The organism is Proteus vulgaris, from assembly GCF_023100685.1.
GTDB lineage: Bacteria > Pseudomonadota > Gammaproteobacteria > Enterobacterales > Enterobacteriaceae > Proteus.
Map to the genome: position 1 here is coordinate 1,711,147 of NZ_CP090064.1, position 24,104 is coordinate 1,735,250.

General features: G+C 39.2%; 25 protein-coding genes. 22 read left to right on the top strand and 3 right to left on the bottom strand.

The genetic code is table 11. The annotated features are described in order from the left end of the window. Positions 1–115: 115 nt before the first annotated feature. A complete protein-coding gene (rne, locus tag LW139_RS08280) occupies positions 116–3,619 on the bottom strand; it encodes a ribonuclease E (RefSeq protein WP_247851047.1) in 3,504 nt (1,167 codons plus the stop codon). Between the two features lie 531 nt (positions 3,620–4,150). On the opposite strand from rne, the gene rluC reads away from it, so the two are divergent. Next, complete coding sequence (gene rluC / locus LW139_RS08285) at positions 4,151–5,104, top strand: 23S rRNA pseudouridine(955/2504/2580) synthase RluC (RefSeq protein ID WP_166540184.1); 954 nt, start codon at positions 4,151–4,153, stop codon at positions 5,102–5,104. A 107-nt stretch (positions 5,105–5,211) separates the two neighbouring features. Here rluC and LW139_RS08290 read toward each other — a convergent pair whose 3' ends face one another. After that, the gene (locus LW139_RS08290; protein ID WP_166540183.1) at positions 5,212–5,607 is read right to left on the bottom strand and encodes a hypothetical protein; all 396 of its coding nucleotides are present in this window, start codon (positions 5,605–5,607) and stop codon (positions 5,212–5,214) included. A gap of 45 nt (positions 5,608–5,652) precedes the next feature. Next, positions 5,653–6,252, bottom strand: coding sequence for a Maf family protein (locus LW139_RS08295; protein WP_166540182.1), 600 nt, complete (start codon positions 6,250–6,252; stop codon positions 5,653–5,655). 141 nt (positions 6,253–6,393) lie between these two features. On the opposite strand from LW139_RS08295, the gene yceD reads away from it, so the two are divergent. The 21 genes from yceD to umoD all read left to right on the top strand — a co-directional run bounded on the left by yceD (position 6,394) and on the right by umoD (position 24,040). Then, positions 6,394–6,927 carry a 23S rRNA accumulation protein YceD gene (gene yceD / locus LW139_RS08300; protein WP_036937758.1) on the top strand — a complete coding sequence of 178 codons (534 nt, stop codon included), beginning with the start codon at positions 6,394–6,396 and terminating at the stop codon, positions 6,925–6,927. A 5-nt stretch (positions 6,928–6,932) separates the two neighbouring features. Further along, entirely contained in the window at positions 6,933–7,103 is a 171-nt protein-coding gene (gene rpmF, locus LW139_RS08305; protein ID WP_006537252.1) for a 50S ribosomal protein L32, read from the top strand. Between the two features lie 24 nt (positions 7,104–7,127). Further along, positions 7,128–8,165: a phosphate acyltransferase PlsX gene (gene plsX / locus LW139_RS08310; protein WP_166540181.1), complete on the top strand. Its 1,038-nt coding sequence runs from the start codon at positions 7,128–7,130 to the stop codon at positions 8,163–8,165. 4 nt (positions 8,166–8,169) lie between these two features. Beyond that, positions 8,170–9,123, top strand: coding sequence for a beta-ketoacyl-ACP synthase III (locus tag LW139_RS08315; RefSeq protein ID WP_247851048.1), 954 nt, complete (start codon positions 8,170–8,172; stop codon positions 9,121–9,123). Positions 9,124–9,142: 19 nt separating this feature from the next. Next, entirely contained in the window at positions 9,143–10,075 is a 933-nt protein-coding gene (gene fabD, locus LW139_RS08320) for an ACP S-malonyltransferase (RefSeq protein WP_247851049.1), read from the top strand. 8 nt (positions 10,076–10,083) lie between these two features. After that, positions 10,084–10,818 carry a 3-oxoacyl-ACP reductase FabG gene (fabG, locus tag LW139_RS08325; RefSeq protein ID WP_036937746.1) on the top strand — a complete coding sequence of 245 codons (735 nt, stop codon included), beginning with the start codon at positions 10,084–10,086 and terminating at the stop codon, positions 10,816–10,818. 157 nt (positions 10,819–10,975) lie between these two features. After that, on the top strand, positions 10,976–11,212 hold the full coding sequence (acpP, locus tag LW139_RS08330; protein ID WP_004247087.1) for an acyl carrier protein: 237 nt from the start codon (positions 10,976–10,978) through the stop codon (positions 11,210–11,212). A 74-nt stretch (positions 11,213–11,286) separates the two neighbouring features. Then, complete coding sequence (gene fabF, locus LW139_RS08335; RefSeq protein ID WP_166540178.1) at positions 11,287–12,528, top strand: beta-ketoacyl-ACP synthase II; 1,242 nt, start codon at positions 11,287–11,289, stop codon at positions 12,526–12,528. 133 nt (positions 12,529–12,661) lie between these two features. After that, positions 12,662–13,489: an aminodeoxychorismate lyase gene (gene pabC / locus LW139_RS08340; protein WP_166540177.1), complete on the top strand. Its 828-nt coding sequence runs from the start codon at positions 12,662–12,664 to the stop codon at positions 13,487–13,489. Positions 13,490–13,506: 17 nt separating this feature from the next. Further along, entirely contained in the window at positions 13,507–14,529 is a 1,023-nt protein-coding gene (gene mltG, locus LW139_RS08345; RefSeq protein ID WP_166540176.1) for an endolytic transglycosylase MltG, read from the top strand. Positions 14,530–14,531: 2 nt separating this feature from the next. Then, a complete protein-coding gene (gene tmk / locus LW139_RS08350) occupies positions 14,532–15,179 on the top strand; it encodes a dTMP kinase (protein WP_166540175.1) in 648 nt (215 codons plus the stop codon). Further along, the gene (gene holB / locus LW139_RS08355) at positions 15,176–16,153 is read left to right on the top strand and encodes a DNA polymerase III subunit delta' (protein WP_247851050.1); all 978 of its coding nucleotides are present in this window, start codon (positions 15,176–15,178) and stop codon (positions 16,151–16,153) included. Before tmk ends, holB begins: the two co-directional genes overlap by 4 nt. Before the next feature lie 84 nt (positions 16,154–16,237). After that, the gene (locus LW139_RS08360) at positions 16,238–17,023 is read left to right on the top strand and encodes a metal-dependent hydrolase (RefSeq protein ID WP_166540173.1); all 786 of its coding nucleotides are present in this window, start codon (positions 16,238–16,240) and stop codon (positions 17,021–17,023) included. 42 nt (positions 17,024–17,065) lie between these two features. Beyond that, a complete protein-coding gene (gene hinT / locus LW139_RS08365) occupies positions 17,066–17,416 on the top strand; it encodes a purine nucleoside phosphoramidase (protein ID WP_098943364.1) in 351 nt (116 codons plus the stop codon). A 39-nt stretch (positions 17,417–17,455) separates the two neighbouring features. Continuing rightward, positions 17,456–17,857, top strand: coding sequence for a YcfL family protein (locus LW139_RS08370; protein ID WP_072069893.1), 402 nt, complete (start codon positions 17,456–17,458; stop codon positions 17,855–17,857). Positions 17,858–17,874: 17 nt separating this feature from the next. Beyond that, positions 17,875–18,456: a penicillin-binding protein activator LpoB gene (locus tag LW139_RS08375; protein WP_166540172.1), complete on the top strand. Its 582-nt coding sequence runs from the start codon at positions 17,875–17,877 to the stop codon at positions 18,454–18,456. Beyond that, positions 18,434–19,333 (top strand): phosphotransferase, encoded by a 900-nt coding sequence (locus LW139_RS08380; RefSeq protein ID WP_166540171.1) that lies wholly within the window; start codon positions 18,434–18,436, stop codon positions 19,331–19,333. Before LW139_RS08375 ends, LW139_RS08380 begins: the two co-directional genes overlap by 23 nt. A gap of 38 nt (positions 19,334–19,371) precedes the next feature. Next, positions 19,372–20,391 (top strand): beta-N-acetylhexosaminidase, encoded by a 1,020-nt coding sequence (gene nagZ, locus LW139_RS08385; protein WP_072069890.1) that lies wholly within the window; start codon positions 19,372–19,374, stop codon positions 20,389–20,391. After that, the gene (gene ycfP, locus LW139_RS08390) at positions 20,388–20,927 is read left to right on the top strand and encodes an alpha/beta hydrolase YcfP (RefSeq protein ID WP_109409372.1); all 540 of its coding nucleotides are present in this window, start codon (positions 20,388–20,390) and stop codon (positions 20,925–20,927) included. The genes nagZ and ycfP overlap by 4 nt, the downstream gene beginning before the upstream one ends. Positions 20,928–21,377: 450 nt before the next feature. Next, positions 21,378–22,685 carry an NAD(P)/FAD-dependent oxidoreductase gene (locus LW139_RS08395; RefSeq protein WP_166540170.1) on the top strand — a complete coding sequence of 436 codons (1,308 nt, stop codon included), beginning with the start codon at positions 21,378–21,380 and terminating at the stop codon, positions 22,683–22,685. 854 nt (positions 22,686–23,539) lie between these two features. Further along, the gene (umoD, locus tag LW139_RS08400) at positions 23,540–24,040 is read left to right on the top strand and encodes a flagellar biogenesis regulator UmoD (RefSeq protein WP_109409370.1); all 501 of its coding nucleotides are present in this window, start codon (positions 23,540–23,542) and stop codon (positions 24,038–24,040) included. Positions 24,041–24,104: the final 64 nt, after the last annotated feature.

Genomic DNA, 24,104 nt, shown 5'->3' on the forward strand with positions numbered 1-24,104 from the left:
GGGCTTAAGTACATTAAGTTAAATTGCTAATAGCTACCCACAAAAAAAGAACCCACTAAAAAGTGGGTTCTCAATTTAAAGGTATTATCAAGATATTCTTAATAACGTCTTATTATTAGTTTTGACTTTCAGCTTTAGTCATTACTGATGAAGCTTGGTTAGTTGAACAATGTCCACCTGCACCAGTACGGCCTTTTTTATCAAAAGCAGGGCGAGTTTCCCATGCTTTGATTTCAATCGCGACAGTAGGTTCATCAGATGCTGGCGCTTTTGTCATTGGTGCGCTTGCATGAAGTTGGCGTACTACTGGCTCTTGACAAATAATCACAGCTGTAGGTTTGCTTTCTTTTACTGGTACTGGCTCTGCTTCTACTGCAGGTGTTGTAGCCGTTGTGCTCTCATTCTCTTCAGGCTGACTTTCAATAATCGTTTCAACGATAGCTTCGGCATCACTTTCATTGTGTTGTCCAGCTGTTTCTTCGGTTGTAACTAAAGTAGCAACAGCTTGAGGCTCAGGAGTAGATGCTTCAGTCACTTCGCGTTCTACTGGTGCAATGACTTCTTGTGTAACGTTTTCAGTCACTGCATCTGTTTCTGCTTGTTGTGAAGCTTCATGCATATAAGCCTCGGTTGTGTTTAATACCGCAGAAATATTTTCTTTACGAGTAACATGTTCTTCGGTATTCACATCATCAATAACGTTGTTGACAACACTTTCTTCAACTTGGTTTTCAATGTTATTTACTTCTACAGGTGCTAATTGTGGCTCTACTGCAATAATTTCAGCAACAGCTTCAGTGGATGATGCAGAGCTAACAGTCACAGTGTAGGTTGATTCTGTGGTATCCGCTTGTTCCACTTTTGCAACAATGGCTTCTGAAACCGCCGGTGTGATAGCAACCATTTGAGGATCTGCATGAGTAATGATGTTCTTTTCAACATTACTCTTGTTGTTTTCAACATTATTCTCGATAAATGGCGCATCACTGATTGGCGTTACAGGATAACGAATAAATACTTTACCAGAAGCAAGCTCAGGTGATGCAACCGCCATTGTAAGTGGCATTGGTGATACTGTTAATGTACGTTCATCACGATAGCGACGGCGACGTTGACCACTTACACGTAAATGACGAGGTGAACGACGAGAACGACGAGGCATGACATTCTCTTGCCCGTTGTTGTCTTCATTTTTATTATCATCTTGTGCTTTTGGTGCTACATCAGATAAGGCTTTTACTGGTTGAGCTTCATTTGTTTCAACTTTTGTAACAGCATCGGCTTTAGGTGCTGCTTTTTCCGTTGGAGCAACTTTAGCTGGTGCGATAGCAACCGGAGGTTCTGAAATTGCCTTTTCTGTTGTTGCAACAGGAGCAACAGGAGCAACAGGAGCAATGGCTAACGTTGTATCGTTGTTGTCTGTTACACGTATAGATTGTGTTAATTGGCGACGATTACGACGTTGCATAGCAGGGCGACGAGGTTCTTCTTTCTTCTCATCTGCACTGTCTTTTTCAGTCGCATCATTTTCGCTAAGTGCAGCTTGTGCTTTCGCGGCTTCTTGTTGCTGCTGACGTTTCTCTTCTTGACGACGGCGTTGCTCTGCGCGTTGTTCACGACGTTGTTGGCGACGCGCTTCGCGTTCTGCAATCTCTTGCTCACTACTCACTTCAGTTGTTGGAGCTGTTTGTGGTTTTTGATTACGATTTTTGCGGTTTTCTTCGCTATTCGTGTTATCACGATTACGATCGTTATCACGGTCACGGCGATTATTGTTGTTACGTCGATTGTTGTTATTACGACGTTCACGACGATTATCCGTATTCTCTTTCTTGGTTTCCTGTGGTTTTTCTTGTGTTACCGCAGGCTCTGGCTCGCTACCAAATAAGTTAGAGAAGAATTTTGCAACTGAGGCAAAGAAGCCAGTACCTTGGGCTTGCTCTGATTTAACTGGCTTAGCTTGAGGTTGAGGTGCTTTTTTACTTTTCGTTGTCGTTTCTGGAGTGTCTTCTTCTTGCAATCCAAAGGCTGAAATAGCAGGTTGTTCAGGCACTTTGCGCTCTGTGACAACATCGTCTTCAGCTTCATTTAACTGACTTTCATGGAATTGCGCTAAGTTGTAGCTCAGAGATGTAATTTCTTCGCCCTTACGCACACGGATAACAGAGAAATGAGGGGTTTGCATTTGGTCATTAGGAACAATAACCACTTTAACATTAGATTGACGCAGTTCAATATCTGTTACAGCTTTACGTTTTTCGTTAAGCAAATAAGAGGCAATTTGAACAGGAACAATTGCATGTACTTCATGGGTATTCTCTTTCAGCGCTTCTTCTTCAATTAGACGTAACACAGAAAGTGATAATGATTCGTTATCACGAATAGTACCAGTACCTAAGCAACGAGGACAAACGTGATGGCTTGATTCACCCAATGAAGGACTTAAGCGTTGACGAGACATCTCTAATAAGCCGAAGCGAGAGATGCGTCCAATTTGAATACGAGCACGATCTTGGCGTACAGCCTCGCGCATTCTATTCTCAACTTCACGTTGATGGCGCACTGGCGTCATATCGATAAAGTCGATAACAATTAAACCACCGAGGTCGCGTAAACGTAATTGACGTGCAATTTCGTCAGCAGCTTCTAAGTTAGTATTGAATGCCGTTTCTTCGATATCACCGCCACGCGTTGAACGAGAGGAGTTAATATCAATCGCTGTTAATGCTTCAGTAGTATCAATAACTAATGCACCACCAGAAGGTAGGCGAACTTCACGCTGAAAAGCTGATTCAATTTGTGATTCAATTTGATAATGGCTAAATAATGGAACTGCGCCAGTATAATGACGAATTTTGCTGGCAAAATCACCACGACCAATCGCTTCGATATGACTACGAGCCATTTCAACGACTTTTGCATTATCAATTAAGATTTCACCAATATCAGGACGTAAATAGTCGCGGAATGCGCGAACGATTACGTTACTTTCCTGATGGATTAAGAAAGGAGCAGAGCGATTCTCTGCTGCTTTTTTAATGGCATCCCAATGTCTTAGACGATAGCTTAAATCTTGTTGTAGTGCTTCAGCCGATTTACCGACACCAGCAGTACGTACAATCAGACCCATGCCATCTGGAATTTCAAGACTTGATAAGGCTTCTTTGAGTTCTGTACGGTCTTCACCTTCGATACGGCGAGAAATACCACCTGCACGAGGATTATTTGGCATTAATACCAAATAGCTTCCTGCAAGGCTGATAAAAGTGGTTAATGCAGCACCTTTATTACCACGCTCTTCTTTATCAACTTGAACAATAACTTCCTGGCCTTCTTTCAAGACATCTTTGATGTTAGGACGACCATGGGAGTGATAATTGCTAGGAAAGTATTCGCGGGCTATTTCTTTAATAGGAAGGAAACCGTGGCGTTCCGCACCATAATCAACAAAAGCAGCTTCTAGGCTGGGTTCAATTCGAGTGATTTTACCTTTATAGATATTCGCTTTTTTCTGTTCATGACCGGGGCTTTCGATATCCAGATCGTACAAGCGTTGCCCATCCACAAGGGCAACACGCAACTCTTCCTGCTGAGTCGCGTTAATTAACATTCTTTTCATATTGTGACTTACTCGTTATTTTCACGTTTTATAATGTGCCACTAACATACGTAATTACACTATTGATAACCGATGACCTCGTGTCTTTTACAAATGCGTCAACCTCACGGTTGTCGATTGTATAGAGGTGCAATATCTCGGTGAGTCTGATTTTTAGTTCAAAAATTCAGCACTCTTTAATTGAACACAATGTTTCAACTCAATAAGCGATGTATTTGTGGCATACTAAATTGTTTGATTTTCGACTATGTCTTACGCCATTGCTGCATTTTGAAAATCAAACAAACAAAATTTTCATAAATATACCTGATAAACATAATCAGGAGAGTCTGCATTATTCCATTGGTGTTAGGGTTATAGCAAGGTGACTTTTCTGCTTTGGTGACTTTTTCTGTATAAATATGAGAGATTAGCTAATGTTTCGTCTTTTTCCCATTATTCAGGTTAAAATAGACGACAGAATTGATGTTATTTTGTGCACCACAAAGTTGTTTGTTATTTTTATTTTAAGAGAGCCAAAGAATCGCCACTATGAAATCATTTAATCAAGTTCAGTTCGTCACCATTGATGGCGATGAAGCAGGTCAGCGTATCGATAATTTTCTACTGGCACGCTTAAAAGGTGTACCAAAGAGTATGATTTACCGAATTATCCGTAAAGGGGAAGTTCGAGTCAATAAAGGGCGAATTAAACCTGAATATAAATTAAATGCAGGTGACAGTATTCGCATTCCGCCGGTGAGAGTAGCAGAAAAAGAAGAAATTACTGTATCACCAAAATTAGACAAAGTTTCTGCCTTAGCTAATTGTATTTTATATGAAGACGAACATTTAATGCTGATTAATAAACCATCTGGTACAGCAGTGCATGGTGGCAGTGGTTTAAGCTTTGGTGTTATTGAAGGTTTGCGTGCATTACGTCCAGAAGCTCGCTTTTTAGAGCTTGTTCATCGCCTTGATAGAGATACTTCTGGTGTGTTGTTAATTGCAAAAAAACGTTCAGCACTACGTGCGCTACATGAGCAATTACGTTTAAAACAGATGCAAAAAGATTATTTGGCGCTAGTTCGTGGTCAGTGGCAATCACACACTAAAGTGGTACAAGCTCCGTTATTGAAAAACATTCTTCAAAGTGGTGAGCGCGTAGTAAAAGTGAACAATGAGGGTAAGCCTTCAGAGACCCGTTTTAAAGTAGAAGAGCGTTTTGAGATTGCCACTCTGGTGAAAGCAAGCCCTGTTACCGGAAGAACACACCAAATCCGTGTACATACATTACATGCAGGTCATCCTATTGCTTTTGATGATCGTTATGGTGATCGTGATTTTGATGCGCAATTGGTTGGAACAAAGCTTAATCGTTTATTTTTACATGCAAGCTCTTTGACATTCACTCATCCTTCAACGGGTGAACAGATGCGAATTGAAGCGCCAATGGATAATACATTACGCCATTGTTTGCAGGTGTTACGTAGTCAAAAATCTTAGGTCTAAATATTCTTATTTCGACAGAAAATCCGAACACTCAATGCGCCCAGTTAGCTGGGCGTATTTTTTGCTTAACATTATGTAAGACAGTTAATTTAAAAACGTCATTAACCTTCAACCTTTGTCATACATTGCTCAACGATGTTATCAATATCCCACTCTTTAGGCAGTGATTTTGAACCATTTTTGCGCATTTCCATATCAACACGAATAAATTCGGTAATACCATAATTTTTAATGATGCTGTCGTAGGTGCATCCGCACACTTCTGTAATTTGAGGAATGAGCGCATCATCAGTAATACCTGATCCTAATATGCAACTACTGACAAAATTCTTTTTGAATGAAGATGTGCTGTCATCTTTTTTATTTGAAATTACACTGTCTTGGACAGTATTGGCCGTATTAGTCGTTTGGGCTATTTCTGAGTCTTTCTCATCAGAACAACCTGCTAATGCTGTTGCCATCACTAACGCTATTAAGACGGATGTTAGTTTATTCATAATACGCTTTATCGCTACATAAGATTAAAAATAAGATGATCGGGGTTATTTTTGATCATCAGAGAAAAATAATGGGTTTATTCTTTGCGAGAGTAACATTTTATTCAATCGGATAAGTGGTAAACCAATTAAAGAATTTGGATCATCGCCTTTCAATTTATCAAAAAGAGTAATACCTAACCCTTCAGACTTAAAACTTCCCGCACAATTGAACGGCATTTCTTTATTTAAATAATGGGTAATTTCATCATCAGTTAAATGGCGAAAGTATACTTGAAATAATTCACAATGTGTTTGATGTTCTAAAGTTAAACTATTGTATACTGCTAATCCGGTATAAAACGACACACATTGTCCTGAAGCTTGCTTTAATTGTGCGAAAGCATTATCAAAATTATGGGGCTTGCCCGTGATTTTTTTATTTAATACACAAACTTGATCAGAGCCAATAATAAGGTGATGTGGAAATTTTGCTTGTAAAGCGCTCGCTTTTTCATAGGATAAGCGAGTGACAAGATCTTGAGCACATTCAGTGGGCTTCGGGGTTTCGTCAATATCGGGAGATGCCTGTATAAAGGGCATTCCAAGCTTTTTCAGCAACTGAGCTCGAAAGGGTGAAGTAGACGCAAGAACGAGTGGCAACATATTTTTTTTAAAATCCGTAGCAAAATGATGCCTGACATTCTAAACTATGCGCCGCTGATAAAGCGAATTTTGGTGGAAAGGTGTAGATAACCCGCCTTTTTCTTTGACTATATTCCATTACAAAGATAATATGCGCGCCTTATGCAAAAGGTAAAATTACCCCTGACCATTGATGCGCTGCGAGCAGCTCAAAAGAATTTAGACTATGATGGTCATTATTCTCCAGAGCAAGTAAGCCGCTTAGCTGAATCGGTGGTCAGTGTGGACAGTAATATTGATGTGGCTTTATCATTTGATATTGACCATCAACGTCTTGCCGTGATTAAAGGACATTCCGATGTGGATGTCACTTTAGAATGTCAACGTTGTGGTGGCCATTTTCCTTATCATGTTCACGCAACATATTGTTTTAGCCCTGTTGTCAGTGATGAACGGGCCGAGGCATTACCGGAAGAATATGAACCAGTCGATGTAAACGAATTTGGTGAAATAGATTTGCTGGCAATGATTGAAGATGAAATAATCCTCAACTTGCCGGTAGTTCCGGTACATGATTTTGAACACTGTGAAGTGTCCGACGCGGATATGGTGTTTGGTGAACTCCCTGAGGAATTATCAGAGAAACCAAATCCATTTGCCGTATTAGCCAGTTTAAAGAAAAGTACTAAGGAGTAAGGTCAATGGCCGTACAACAAAACAAACCAACTCGTTCTAAACGCGGTATGCGTCGTTCTCATGACGCGCTGACAGTAACTCAAGTTTCAGTTGACAAAACTTCTGGTGAAACTCACCTGCGTCACCATGTAACTGCTGACGGTTACTACCGTGGTCGCAAGGTTATCAACAAGTAATTAGCTTTATAGCTCGTTGATACCTTGACAAATCTAACCATAGCGTTAGATGCGATGGGCGGGGACTTCGGTCCTCGCATCACAGTGCCTGCTTGTTTGCGGGCGCTGGCATCTAATCCTCATTTAAAAATATTGCTGGTAGGTCAACCAGACGCTATCTCTCCTCTGCTTGCAGATCAAAATGCCGAGCTAATCTCCCGTTTACACGTTATACCCGCAGAACATATTGTCGCCAATGATGCTAAACCTTCACATGGTATTAGAGCCAGTAAAGGCACATCAATGCGAGTGGCACTTGATCTCGTGAAAACTGGTGAAGCACAAGCATGTGTAAGTGCAGGTAATACTGGTGTATTAATGGGATTAGCAAAACTGCGACTTAATGCTATTGATGGAATTGAACGTCCTGCACTGGTTTCAATATTACCCAACCAGAAAAAAGGTAAGACTGTCGTTCTTGATTTAGGTGCTAACGTTAACTGTGATAGTCAACTGTTAGTACAATTTGCCGTGATGGGCGCAGTAATGGCCGAAGAAATTGCAGGGATTAGTTCACCTAAAGTAGCACTTTTGAATATTGGTGAAGAAGAGAGCAAAGGATTAGATAATATCCGCGAAGCCGCTACAGTATTAAAGTCGACACCTAATATCAATTATATTGGTTATGTTGAAGGTAATGAATTACTGACAGGCAAAACAGATGTATTGGTGTGTGACGGCTTCGCAGGTAATGTCTCCCTTAAAACGATGGAAGGAGTTATTCGAGTTTTCCTTTCATTGATTAAATCTTCTACTACCGAAAATAAAAAAACGTCGTGGTGGATGAAAATATTGAAGAAGTGGTTACAAAAACGGCTAATTAAGCGTTTTGGACACATGAACCCCGACCAGTATAACGGTGCTTCTCTGTTAGGATTACGCGGTATCGTCATTAAGAGCCATGGTGGCGCAAATGAAAGCGCGTTTACAGCAGCAATAGAACAGGCTGTTCATGCCGTTGAGCGAAAAATCCCAGAACGGATCGCTTCTCGACTGACAACAGTATTACCCAAGAGCGATTGATAGAATGTATACAAAAATCTTAGGTACTGGTAGTTACTTGCCTGTACAAGTGCGAACTAATGCCGATTTAGAAAAAATGGTTGAAACATCTGACGAATGGATTGTTACCCGAACAGGTATTAATGAACGTCGGATTGCAACAGAAGAAGAAACTGTTGCTGTGATGGGCGCAGGTGCGGCTGAAAAAGCACTAGAAATGTCTGGTATTGATAAACAAGACATTGGATTGATTGTTGTTGCTACAACATCAGGCTCACATGCATTTCCAAGCGCAGCATGTCAGATTCAAAATGCGTTAGGTATCAATGATTGCATCGCATTTGACGTTGCTGCTGCATGTTCTGGCTTTGTTTATGCATTAAGCATTGCTGATCAATTTATTAAAGCAGATTCTGTTAAGCATGCTCTTGTTATCGGTGCTGATCGATTATCCCATGCGTTAGATCCTAACGATCGTGGCACCATTATTTTATTTGGTGATGCGGCAGGTGCAGCAGTTGTAGGTGCGTCAGAAGACGAAGGTATTATTTCTACACATTTACATTCTGATGGGCGTTTTGGTGATTTATTAGCATTACCTTATCAGCGTAAAGAAAATGAAGATTTACCTGCTTACGTTACCATGGCAGGAAATGAAGTATTTAAAGTCGCAGTTCGTGAACTTGCCCACATTGTGGATGAGACACTCGAAGCTAACAATATTGATAAATCTGAACTGGACTGGCTTGTGCCTCATCAGGCAAATTTAAGAATTATTTCAGCGACAGCGAAAAAGCTGGATATGACAATGGATAAAGTAGTGGTGACATTAGATCGCCACGGCAATACGTCAGCAGCATCAGTCCCAACAGCATTAGATGAAGCTGTAAGAGACAATCGCATTCAACGTGGTCAGTTAATCTTGCTGGAAGCGTTTGGTGGCGGTTTTACTTGGGGTTCTGCACTTATCCGTTTTTAATATTATCAGGAAAATAAACATGACTGATTTTGCAATGGTTTTCCCTGGTCAGGGATCGCAAACTGTTGGAATGCTTGCAGAACTTGCAGAGCAATATCCGATAGTGACTGAAACATTTGCTCAAGCATCTGATGTATTAGGTTACTCTCTGTGGGATTTAGTTCAAAATGGCCCAGAAGAAGAGTTAAACAAAACATGGAAAACACAGCCAGCATTATTAGCAGCGTCAGTTGCTGTTTGGCGTGTATGGCAAGAAAAGCAAGGCAAAATGCCACAAATGATGGCAGGTCACAGTCTTGGTGAGTATTCTGCTTTAGTGTGTGCTGGTGTTATTGATTTCGCAGCCGCCATTAAATTAGTAGAATTACGCGGTCAGCTGATGCAAGAAACAGTACCAGCAGGTACAGGTGCAATGTATGCAATTATCGGTTTAGATAACGATGCTATTGCAAAAGCCTGTGAAGAAGCTGCCCAAGGGCAAGTTGTTTCACCTGTAAACTTTAATTCACCAGGCCAAGTTGTTATCGCAGGTAACAAAGAGGCAGTAGAACGTGCTGGTGTTTTATGTAAAGAAGCTGGTGCTAAACGTGCATTACCATTAGCGGTAAGCGTGCCTTCGCATTGCGCTTTAATGAAGCCAGCAGCTGATAAGCTTGCAGTTGCATTGCAAGAAATTGAATTTAAACAACCTGAAATTCAGGTCGTTAATAACGTTGATGTGAAAGCGCAAACTGATGCAAATGCTATCCGTGATGCGTTAGTTCGCCAGCTTTATAACCCAGTTCGTTGGACTGAAACGGTTGAATTTATCGCTGAAAAAGGCATCACACAACTATTAGAAATCGGTCCAGGAAAAGTATTAACTGGTTTAACAAAACGTATTTCTAAAGAAATGAACGCTGCAGCAGTTAATGATATTGCTTCATTAGATGTTGCATTAGGAAATGACTGAGGGATCTCATGGGATTTGACGGAAAAATAGCGCTAGTTACTGGTGCAAGCCGTGGCATTGGCCGTGCGATTGCAGAGGATTTAGTTGCGCGCGGTGCAACCGTAATTGGTACAGCAACGAGTGAAAACGGTGCGCAAGCTATCAGCGAATATTTAAGCGGTAAAGGTAAGGGTTTTGTGTTAAATGTCACAGAAAACGACTCTATCGAAAAATTTTTAGCTGAAGTGCGTGCTGAATTTGGCGAAATTGATATTTTGGTCAATAATGCAGGTATTACTCGTGATAACCTGTTGATGCGCATGAAAGATGATGAGTGGCAAGATATCATCAACACAAATCTTTCATCAGTCTTCCGTCTGTCTAAAGCAGTTATGCGTGCTATGATGAAAAAACGTTATGGTCGTATAATTACCATTGGTTCTGTTGTTGGAACCATGGGTAACGCAGGACAGGCAAACTACGCGGCGGCAAAAGCGGGTGTGATTGGTTTTAGTAAATCATTAGCACGCGAAGTTGCTTCCCGGGGCATTACGGTAAATGTTGTTGCACCTGGTTTTATCGAAACTGATATGACAAGAGCATTAACAGATGACCAAAGAGCAGGTATTTTATCTCAAGTTCCTGCTAACCGTTTAGGTGATGCCAAAGAGATTGCCAGTGCTGTAGCCTTCTTAGCTTCTGATGAAGCGAGCTATATCACGGGTGAAACATTGCATGTCAATGGTGGCATGTACATGATCTAATTATGGGGACGTCTTTATATTTGCTTTTTGCGTACAATATAATGCAAAATATAGCGAATAAAGTAGTCCACACAGTCGGGATTGGTTAGATCTTTTCCTGTATTTATAAACTAAGAAAATCATCGCGCAAGCGAGTTTTGATAGGAAATTTAATAGTATGAGCACTATCGACGAACGCGTTAAGAAAATCATTGTTGAACAACTGGGTGTTAAAGAGGAAGAAGTTGTAAATTCAGCTTCATTTGTTGATGACTTAGGCGCTGATTCTCTTGACACAGTTGAGCTGGTAATGGCTCTGGAAGAAGAATTCGATATCGAAATCCCAGACGAAGAAGCAGAAAAAATTACTACAGTTCAAGCTGCTATTGATTACGTTGAAAACGCAGGTAAATAAACTTGCTAATCTAGGCGGTCACTCGACCGCCTATATTTTTAATCCTAAACTTTTTCCCTCCTTGGAGGATAAGCGTGTCTAAGCGTCGTGTAGTTGTGACCGGACTAGGCATGTTATCTCCTGTCGGTAATAACGCAACAGCTTCTTGGGAAGCCGTGTGTGCCGGACAGAGTGGTATCGGCCTTATCGAAGATTTTGACACCAGTCATCATGCGACTAAATTCGCAGGATTGGTAAAAAATTTCAATCATGAAGATTATAATCTTTCGCGTAAAGACGCGCGTAAGATGGATCTTTTCATTCAATATGGTATTGCGGCAGGTGTGCAAGCCATTGCGGATTCAGGTCTTGAAGTAACAGAAGCCAATGCAAGTCGCATCGGAGCTGCTATTGGTTCTGGTATTGGTGGCTTAGGCCTTATCGAAGAAAACCATACGTCAATGACAAATGGTGGCCCTCGTAAAATTAGCCCATTCTTTGTACCTTCAACCATCATTAACATGGTTGCTGGGCATTTAAGCATTATGTATGGTCTTCGTGGCCCTACAATTTCTATCGCAACGGCATGTACATCAGGTGTCCATAATATTGGGCATGCTGCGCGTATTATCGCTTACGGCGATGCAGATGCAATGCTTGCAGGCGGTGCCGAAAAAGCAACTACTCCATTAGGTTTAGGTGGCTTTGGTGCAGTTCGTGCATTATCAACACGTAACGATAACCCTCAAGCGGCTAGCCGTCCATGGGATAAAGATCGTGATGGTTTCGTGTTAGGTGATGGCGCGGGTGTTCTGGTTCTTGAAGAATACGAACATGCTAAAAAACGTGGTGCTAAAATCTATGCTGAAATAGTGGGTTTTGGTATGAGCAGCGATGCTTATCACATGACTTCACCAGCAGAAAATGGCGAAGGCGGTGCGCTAGCGATGACAAATGCACTAAAAGATGCGGGTATTGATGCATCTCAAGTGGGTTATATCAACGCACATGGTACATCAACGAATGCGGGTGATGTTGCTGAAGCACAAGCGGTAGAAAACGTATTTGGTAAAGGCACTGATGTATTAGTTAGCTCAACAAAATCTATGACAGGCCATTTATTAGGCGCTGCTGGAGCCATTGAGTCTATCTTTACTATTCTTTCTCTGCGTGACCAAATCGTACCTCCAACAATTAACCTTGATAATCAAGACGAAAATTGTCATCTTGATTTTGTTCCACATAAAGCACGTAAAGTTGAGAACATGGAATATGCTCTGTGTAACTCATTTGGCTTTGGTGGTACTAATGGTTCAATTCTCTTTAAGCGCGTTTAAACCGTTTTTTGTAGAAAGTTGAAAAATACTTAAAGACCCAGGATTATTCTGGGTCTTTTATTTTGTCCTTTTACTGCCAGTTGTTTTATCATGTGCAGATTGATATCAATAACATAGATGTAGGGTGTGTTAGATGCATTGGGTAAATGGACAACAGCAACAAAATGTAGATGCAAGTGACCGAGCGATACAGTTTGGCGATGGTTGCTTTACTACCCTTGCAATAGAACAGGGCAAGCCCTCTATGCTATCCGCACACCTTAATCGTTTAAAACAAGGCTGTGAGGCACTTTTTCTCCCTCATCCAAATTGGTCTGATTTAAAAAAACACATTATAGATATCGCTTCTGACACCCAAGCAAAAGGTGTTATTAAAATTATCATCAGTCGGGGTTATGGTGGTCGTGGTTATTCTTCAAATGGATTTATTACACCAACAGTTATAACCTCATTGTCATCCTATCCTGCCCATTACTCCCACCAGCAAAGTGAAGGTATATCACTGGCTATCAGCCCTATTACTTTAGGCAAAAATCCACAACTAGCGGGAATTAAGCACTTAAATCGTTTGGAGCAGGTTCTTATTAAGCACCATTTAGAAAAAACAGAATTTGATGATGTTTTAGTGTGTGATAATGAAGGATATTTAGTTGAAGCAAATGCGGCAAATCTTTTTTGGCGTAAAGGGAATACACTTTTCACACCAGATCTGACTGATTCTGGCGTAAATGGCATTATGCGCCAATCAATTATTCAATTAGCACAAAAATTGCATTGGAAAATTGTTATTGTGAGAGAAAAGCCGGAAACGCTTTATCAAGCAGATGAAGTTTGGTTAACAAATAGTTTAATGCCTGTACTTCCTGTTTCATGTATCACTTTCTCGGATGATAAGTGCTATCAATATTCGAGCAGAGAGTATTATCATGTTGTTTTACAACACAGTTTGTCACTTAAATAGAATTTGATGAGTTATAAATGAAGATAAAAAAAATAGTATGGATAGTTTTTTTTGCCTTATTAATTAGTATCGGTGCAATTGCGTTGTATATGATGCAACATATTCGTGGTTTAGAAGAAAATGTTGTTGTAAAGCAAGATGAAATGCTACTCACAGTGCCGGCAGGAACAGGGCGCGTAGCCATGGAACAACTGCTAATAAACAATAATCTACTTAACCAAGGCGATTATTTTCAAATTTTACTAAAAGTAAAACCAGAGCTTAGCCAATTTAAAGCAGGTACATATCGCTTAACAAAAGGTATGTCTTTACGTGACGTTTTATTGTTGATCAAAAGTGGTAAAGAGGCTCAATTTACGATCCGTTTTATTGAAGGTAGCCGTTTACAAGACTGGCAATCTATTTTTGAACAAGCTCCGCAACTTACGACTGTCGCACATACAATGGATAGCGACAAATTACGTGAAGAAATAGGGATAAAACCTGAAATTGCTAACCTAGAAGGTTGGTTTGCACCAGATACATACCATTACACGGCAGGTACAACAGATGTCGCAATTTTAAAGCGTGCTTACCAACAAATGGAAAAAACATTAGAAGAAGAGTGGATTAAACGCGATAGTGACCTACCGTATAAATCGGCTTATGAAATGCTTATCATGGCATCAATTATTGAAAAAGAGACGGGTATTGATGCAGAAAGAACAAAGGTCGCGTCTGTATTTATTAATCGACTAAAAACAAATATGAGATTACAGACCGATCCTACCGTGATTTATGGCTTAGGTGATAAATACAGAGGTACAATTTATCGCAGTGATTTAAATGGTTATACCCCTTATAACACATATCAAATCGATGGATTGCCACCAACACCAATTGCAATGCCTAGTGTTGCTTCAATCAGAGCCGCCGCACATCCAGCGGATACACGTTATCTCTATTTTGTTGCGGATGGAACGGGTGGTCATAAATTTTCAACCACACTTAATGAACATAATAAAGCTGTCGCACAATATCGACGCTTACAACAAAGATAATTATGAATAACAGTAAATTTATTGTAATTGAAGGATTAGAAGGCGCTGGAAAAACCAGTGCAATTCAAACCGTTATTAATACATTAAAAGAAAAAAACATCACCAACTTAGCATTTACCCGTGAACCGGGTGGCACCCCACTTGCCGAAAAATTACGAGAGCTTATTAAGCAAGGTATTGAGGGGGAGAAAGTTACCGATAAAGCGGAGCTGTTAATGCTATATGCTGCGCGTGTTCAGCTTGTTGAGAACGTGATTAAACCCGCGCTAGCAGAAGGTAAATGGGTAATTGGCGATAGACACGATCTCTCTTCACAAGCCTATCAAGGTGGTGGCCGTGGCTTAGATAAAGATCTTATGCTGTCACTTCGTAATACGGTTCTTGGTGATTTTCGTCCAGACTTAACGTTATATCTTGATTTAGATCCAGCTATAGGGCTGGCAAGAGCACGTGCTAGAGGTGAATTAGACCGAATTGAAAAAGAGTCAATGGACTTTTTTTATCGTACACGTGAACGTTATCAGGCATTGACCAAAGGTGATGACTCTATTATTACAATAGATGCATCTCAAACTATCGATAAAGTTCAAGCGGATATTCGCCAAGCACTCACTACATGGCTAGCCCAGCAGGAAAATAAAGCATTATGAATTGGTATCCTTGGCTAAATCAGGCATATCGGCAACTTATTAGCATGTATCAAGAAGGACGAGGTCATCATGCTCTGCTTTTACATGCAACCGAAGGAATGGGGGCTGATGCTCTCTCTTATGGATTAAGTCGTTGGTTAATGTGTCAGAATAAACAGGGATTAAAAAGCTGTAATGAGTGCCACAGTTGTCGCTTGATGCTTGCTGAAACACATCCTGATTGGCATCTTTTACAAAATGAAAAGGGCAAGACATCTATTGGCGTAGAAGCCGTTAGAAAAGTGACAGAGAAACTGGAGCAACATGCCCAGCAAAGCGGTGCAAGAGTCGTTTGGATAAAAGAGGTTGAAGCCTTAACTGAGGCTGCTGCAAATGCATTGCTCAAAACGTTAGAAGAGCCGCCTAAAAATACGTATTTTTTACTTAATTGCCAGCAACCTGAAGTTTTGTTAGCCACTTTGCGTAGCCGTTGTTTTTATTATCATTTAGCCACGCCTGATCATCAGCATGCTATACACTGGATACAACAGCAGTTGCCGAATGTCCCTTATGCTAATAGTGTAACTGCGTTGAATTTATCACAGAATGCACCAATAGCGGCGCTTTCATTACTGAAAGATGAATGGCAAGAAAGAGAAACTTTTTGCCAAGCGTTATATTCAAGTTTGCAACAACGTGATTTATTTGGATTTCTTCCGCAGTTAAATCAAGATAATGTAGATCGTCGCTTGTATTGGTTGCTATCACTTTTACTCGATGCATTAAAGTATCAAACAAATGCACAAGCTTATTGTATCAACCAAGATCAACAACCTTTAATTATGGCGTTATCACAATTACCTTCAAATATTGTGTTAGCCATTATTGATGGATGGAAACAGTGTCGTTATCAACTAATGACCATTCCAGCCCTGAATAAAGAATTATTACTAGCAGAACAGTTGCTAGATTGGGAAAATCAGTTAGCAATATAACATTAATTAGCAACACAAATTTAATTGTGAGCTAGCTGTAATAAAAAACACCTATAAGTCATACCAGATAAATGAGAGTACGTTATGTTTTTAGTTGATTCACACTGCCATCTCGACAGCTTAGATTATGAAAAACTACATGAAAATATTGATGATGTTGTCGAAAAAGCACAGCAGCGTGATGTTCAATATATGTTAGCTGTAGCAACAACTTTGCCGGGGTTCAAGAATATGCGTGAACTTATCGGCAAACGTGACAATATTGCATTCTCTTGTGGTATTCATCCCTTGAATTTAGACGAAGGGTACGACGTTGAAGAATTAGCGCACTTAGCTGCTGCGCCTGATGTTGTGGCGTTAGGTGAAACAGGGCTAGATTACTATTACCAGCAAGAAAATGCAGCATTACAGCGTGAAATTTTCCGTGAACATATCCGTATTGGCCGACAAGTTAACAAACCCGTTATCGTGCATACTCGTAGCGCACGCGAAGATACGTTATCGATTTTAAAAGAAGAGAACGTGCAAGATTGTGGTGGTGTATTACATTGTTTTACTGAAGATAAAGAAACGGCAACAGCATTACTAGATCTTGGAATGTATATCTCTTTTTCAGGTATTGTGACATTTAGAAATGCAGAACAAATTAGAGAAGCTGCACGTATTGTTCCTCTTGATAGAATTTTAGTTGAAACAGATTCCCCATATTTAGCGCCAGTTCCTCATCGTGGCAAAGAAAATCAACCTGCTTATGTTCGTGACGTTGCGGAATATATGGCTGTATTAAAAGGGGTGAGTGTTGAAGAGTTAGCGCAACAAACAACGCGCAATTTTGCTAAGCTCTTTCATATTCAAAACTTACCTGCTTAATTGAATTAATCAGGAATTAAAATAAATAATAAGGTGATGGAAATGGCAGAAGAAACAATTTTCAGTAAAATTATTCGTGGTGAAATTCCGGCTAACATTGTTTTTCAAGATGATACAGTCACTGCATTTCGTGATATTTCGCCACAAGCACCCACGCATATTTTGATTATTCCTAATAAACTTATTCCTACGGTGAATGATGTTACTGTTGAAGATGAACAAGTGTTAGGACACCTGTTTGTTGTTGCCGCAAAAATAGCTCAACAAGAAGGTATTGCTGAAGATGGTTATCGTCTAGTGATGAACTGCAATAAACATGGTGGACAAGAAGTTTTCCATATTCACATGCATTTATTAGGTGGAAAACCATTAGGGCCATTATTAAGTCAATGATCGATATGATGCTAAAAGCGAGATAACAGGAAGTAATACATGATAAGACAAAGTAAGGCTATTTACTCATTACTTATCGCTATGTGTATGACGACATTGCTCTCTGGGTGTTTATCATCTCATTCAGATAATAAACTCTATTTTAATCGTCAGCAGGCTATTATTATGGAGCCTTCGGTCTTAGCCGTGGGAATTGTGGCGGGACAACCGATCCTTGAACACCATACTAACGGCACAAGAGCGACAGTTATGCTGTCAAATACACAATCTTACCCTGTTTCAATTCGCTATCGCTTTTATTGGTATAACGAACAAGGGCTTGAAGTATCTCCTGCTGGACATGTAAATGATGTGACTATCCTTGGTGATGGAGATACGGAAATTAGCGCCGATGTTCCAGATAAAACCATTAGTTATGTCAGAGTTTATCTTTTTACTTAGGATAAGGTAACGCGAGTATGAAAAGACTTCTATTTGTGGCGATGTCTGTGTTTTTATTAGCGGGTTGTCCGTCTATGTTGCCACAACAACCGCCCGTACCTGTGGAGCCGGTTACACCCATTGAGCCGGTAGAGCCACCTAAACCCATAGAACCACCAATTGAAGTAGTACCAACTCCACCTAAAATCACCAGTATTAATTGGAATAATGTGGTGACACCTTTAATTAGAGATATGGCAGTCACTGACGATTTAGAAACGGGTAAATTAATTGTTATTGATAATGTCAAAAATAATTCAGGTGGAAACATCCAAGCAGTAAATGCAACCAATACAATTATAGAATCAGTTAATAGTATTAGTTCATTGCAAACTGTACCTTACGCACAAATGATGTCAGCACGAAAAGCGCTTGGTTTATCAGGAGAGGACAGTTTAGGTCTTCGTAGTGCTGCTATTGGGTTAGCGCGTCATTTAACAGCAGATTATATTTTATTCTCAACGGTTGATGGCAAAAAAGATAACCGTGTTATTAGTATGCAACTAATGTCAGTTTCTTCTGGCGAAATTCTTTGGAATGGACGCAACAAGGTTGAGTGATCGGTATGACTCAAGTTTACTTAATGCCTTGCAAACACTTTTTCCTGCAAAGGCATTAAGTAAATGGAGGATAACAGCATTAACAGGATTAGGCGGCGGTTCTTTTCGTGTGCAATATGCTGATATTGATTGGATTGCTCGCTACTACGGAGATGAAAGAAAAGGACTTTATGTACACGGAAGAAAAGAATACGCCATTTTAAAACAGCTGGCAGGTTGTGATTTATCCCCTGAAGTTGCAACACGCTATGGAGAATGGTTTTTTCTTCACTGGTTACCCGGTGAGCACCTTACCCATCAATCACTTTTTAGTGCCTATTTAAAGCCATTAGCTGAAAAAATAGCAACGTTACATCAGCAAACACCGTTTGGTTTTCCTCTTAATTTAAATCATGAGTTATCTCTTTATTGGCAAAGGATCGATAGAAAACGGTTATCCGCTAAATGGCTACGCTTACAACAACATTTTTTACGTCAACCTCAACGAAATCTCATAAAATACGCGCCAGCTCACATGGATTTGCACGTTGAGAATATTCTTCTTAGTGATTCAGGTATAAAATTTATCGATTGGGAATATGCGGCAGATATTGATACGGCTGATTCATTAATGACGTTCTTTGCCACAAATCAATTAGATGAAACGCAACAAACGGCATTTTTAGATTATTATTGTGCGTATCATTGTCATTATACAAAGCAAAAAGAGGTTTACTCTTATTCTGCCAGAGAGTTAAGAAAGCGTATTCTTTCAAGAGAACCATTCATTTTTTATATGATGCTAATGTGGTATGAAGTCCGTTGGCAACAAACAAAAAATGGATCATTTTTAATAATGTCTGAACCTTTACGTCGTTATTTTAGTCTGACGAATTAAAGACATTATCTTGTCACAATTACAAAGAGAGGAATGTTATGGGTCCAGTAATGCTTGATGTTGAAGGATATGAACTCGATAGTGAAGAGCGTGAAATTTTAAAACATCCTCTTGTCGGTGGATTAATCCTTTTTACCCGCAACTTCCACGATGCTGAACAATTAAATGAATTAGTCCGTCAAATTCGTGATGCATCTCATGAACGACTGGTGATTGCCGTCGACCAAGAAGGTGGGCGGGTACAACGTTTCCGCGATGGTTTTACACGGATACCCGCGGCGCAATCCTATGCAGCATTAAATGAAAGCTATCAAGCTAGCCATTTAGCACAAGAAGCAGGATGGTTAATGGCGTCAGAAATGATTGCTATGGATATTGATATCAGTTTTGCACCAGTTCTTGATTTAGGCCATAACTGTATTGCGATTGGTGAGCGTTCTTTCCATGATTCTCCTGAAATTGCGATGACAATGGCAGAAAGCTTTATTAAAGGCATGCGTTCAGCGGGTATGAAATCAACAGGTAAACACTTCCCAGGACATGGGGCTGTAAGAGCTGATTCTCACAAAGAAACTCCTCGTGACGATCGCTCTTTAAATGATATTCGCCAACGTGATATGTCAATTTTTAAAGATTTTATTCAGCGTCAATTATTAGATGCGATTATGCCAGCCCATGTTATCTATTCTCAAGTTGATGATCGTCCAGCAAGTGGTTCATCCTACTGGTTGAAATCAATTCTACGAGAACAACTTGGTTTCCAAGGCGTTATTTTCTCTGATGATTTATCCATGGAAGGTGCTGCTATTATGGGAAGTTACGCAGAAAGAGCGCAGCGCTCCCTTGATGCGGGTTGTGATATGCTTTTAGTGTGTAATAACCGAAAAGGTGCTGTGAGTGTGTTAGATAACCTGTCCTCAGTCAAAGCAGAACGTATTTCCACATTGTACCATCACCGTGGTCGTTACACATTGAGTGAGCTACAAACTTCTGATCGCTGGAAAAAAGCGAATCAGTTGCTGACCCAATTACAGGAGCAATGGCAGGAGCGCGCATGATTATATATTTACATGGTTTTGATTCCACAAGTCCTGGAAATCATGAGAAGGTTTTACAGCTACAGTTTATTGATCCTGATGTTCGTTTTCTAAGTTACAGTACCTTGCATCCTCGTCATGATATGCAACATTTGCTGAAAGAAACGGATAAAGTGATTAAATCCACTAAAGAGCCCGTATTAATTTGCGGTGTTGGGTTAGGGGGATATTGGGCAGAGCGTATTGGTTTCTTATGTAATATTCGTCAGGTAATGATTAATCCTAATCTTTTTCCTTATGAAAACATGACTGATAAGATCGACAGGCCTGAAGAGTATTTAGATATCGCAACGAAATGTATTAAAGATTTTCGTTCTAAAAATAAAGATAATGCTTTAGTGATTTTATCCCGCAATGATGAGAGCTTAGATAATCAGCGTTCTGCTGATGAATTATCACCTTATTATTCGGTGATTTGGGATGAAGTGCAGACGCATAAATTTAAGAGTCTCTCTGAACATCTATTTAAAATTAAAGCATTTTATAGCAAAAATTAAGATCAAAATCGCTTCTGAAAAATGGGTGGTTTTCCATCCATTTTTATTTCTACCTGCCTAAGATTTTTATCTCTTTCTTAACGCCTTCAACTTTAGAACGATTGTTTTAAGATGAAATTTTCATCATCTAATGATCAGAGTCTGTTTTATTACGCTAACGTCTCTTTTTATACCTTAACTTTTTGTATTCATTTGAAAATTCCATTATCCATATCTTTATGGTGGTTATTTAAACATCAAAAAAAGGCACGTTATCGTCGATTTCTTCAAAAAAGAGATATGAATATTCAACTGTTTTTGATATAAATCAACTTTGGTATGACCATCTTTCCAATTACTTTGTTTAAGAACAAAAATAACAGCCGAAACGATTTAACTGTCGTTATATAAGTAGATTTCACCAAGGCTATTTAAATAACAACAGTAAATATCTTTATGGAGTGACGTTAAATGTCATTAACAAAAATTGTTATTGTCGGTGGTGGCGCTGGTGGCTTGGAACTTGCGACAAAATTAGGCAATAAATTAGGCCGCAGCAAAAAAGCAGAAATCACCTTAGTTGATCGTAATAATAGCCATTTATGGAAACCGTTATTACATGAAGTAGCGACTGGCTCTTTAGACGATGGAGTTGATGCACTAAGTTATTTAGCTCATGGTTATAACCATCATTTCAACTTCCAATTAGGCTCGCTTATGGGGCTTGATCGCGAACAAAAAAATATTACATTAGCAGCTATCTATGATGAAGACCAAGAATTGCTCGTCCCTGAACGTACGCTTGATTATGATATTTTAGTCATGGCATTGGGCAGTAAATCGAATGATTTTGGTACTCCAGGCATTAAAGAAAACTGCATTTTCTTAGATAGCCCGCAGCAAGCTCATCGTTTCCATAATGAAATGCTGAATTTATTCTTGAAATATTCAGCTGATGCTAATGCACAAGCTGAAGATCGCAAAGTGAATATCGCTATTGTTGGCGGTGGTGCAACGGGTGTTGAACTTTCTGCTGAATTACACAATGCAGTGCGCCAACTAAATAGTTATGGATTAAAAAAATTAGCACCTTCTGCGTTAAATATCACTTTAGTTGAAGCAGGAGAGCGAATTCTTCCTGCATTACCAGTGCGTATTTCGAGCGCAGCACATCAGGAATTAACAAAATTAGGTGTGCGAGTCATGACCAAAACTATGGTCACAAGTGCAGATGAAGGTGGATTAAACACTAAAGAGGGTGAGCATATTGATGCTGACTTAATGGTGTGGGCGGCAGGTATTAAAGCACCTGATTTTATGAAAGAGATCGCAGGCCTAGAAACCAATCGTATTAATCAATTAGTTGTTAAGCCGACTTTGCAAACAACTTTAGACGGATCGATTTTTGCTATTGGTGACTGTGCATCATGCCCTCGTAAAGAAGGTGGCTTTGTTCCACCAAGAGCACAATCTGCACATCAAATGGCGAGTCGCTGTTATAGTAATATTATCGCAATGTTAAAAGATAAGCCGTTAAAAGATTATGTGTTTACCGATCACGGTTCATTAGTTTCTCTTTCTAAATTTAGTACGGTAGGAAGTTTAATGGGCAATTTGATGAAAGGTGACATGATGATCGAAGGGCGGATTGCTCGGATTGTTTACATCTCTTTATATCGAATGCATCAAATTGCATTACATGGCTATATCAAGACAGGGCTTATGATGTTGGTTGGTTCTATCAACAGAGTGATCAGACCTAAGCTAAAACTTCATTAATTTATCTTTTGCTTTGTAAGTAAGACAAAAGTTATCTTTTTAAACCCTCATATTATATGAGGGTTTTTTATCTGTTTTTTCTTTCAAATTAAATAATTAAATGAGAATATCTAAATAAGATAAAAAATCTCAGCATAAATGACTAGATGATTTATCTGTTTATATCAAAAATAACCAATAACTCTAAAGCTCAATAAGACAATAGTAAATATTATTTTATCATTAAGATTAAATGAGTAATATTAAAGTCCAGATCTGTTTTTGATTATTATGCTAAACTATTTAAGACTTTTCTTAAATAAAAAATGATGTTTAATTCATTAATTTATCAAATAAAGTGTTATGGTATTTCTCTAATTTGTATTAAAAATATAATAAGTAAAAAGTGTTAAATGTAAGCTTAACTTGTTATTTTTACTCAATTTTAATTGATTAAAATATTTTCATAAGCCTTTGGGATAATTTTTAAAATATGAATATAAAATGAAATGCCACATATTTCTAAGCAACAATTGTTAACCTCGTGTTATCATAATGATGTATTATAAATAGTATGACGATTTTAATTTTTTCAGAAAAATAAATTAAGAACACGCTTAATATAATAGGTAAATTCTAAAAAAGTGGTGGTACTTATTTAATTAAGTAATTAAAACAGAAATAAGTGGTGTATTTAACATGTCATAAATACGTGGTTTGCTTATTATGCTAATCAGCATGGATGTTGAATTAAGCTATCAGATAGAGAATTCATTCATTGAATACTAAATATATTAGCCAGTTATCGTGAAAAAAATGGCTTTGTATTGCACATCTGTAGCAATTAAGGATAAAACAGATAAAAAGGGGTAAAAGTGAGTGTTGATGTCAGAAAGTACACACTGATAGGACTAATCATTGCATTAGCTATTCTTTTATTTATTGCATGGAGGTGGGTATTTCCCCAGCCTCAATTTGCTCATGTCGTTTCCGCTACACCGATTAAATCAACAGTATTTGTGACAGAAGAGTACTGTCATCGAATCGGTTTACCAACACCTTTTACACCCGAAAAATTGTCACGATTTCATCCGGCAGAGCAAGAATGCCGTGTGTTTTATATGATTGAAGCACTTAATAACAGCAATATCGCAAATTTCCCTTATCCTCAATTCAAAGAGTGTATTCCGATTTATCGACAAGAACGTAGAATTGTAGGTTATGATGTACTTTACACTATTGATGGCACGCCGGGTAAAGTGCGCACCACGTTTAAACCTGGCGAAGTTATTGCTTTAGACGCTGATGGTAGGCTGATCTTAGAACAAGAACCCTATTGTTCAATGAATGAAAAAATTCCTTGCCGTAAAGACTAATACCAATAATATAAAAAGGCGTAATGAAGGAAAAAATCACTTCAGTTACGCCTTTTTATTAGCT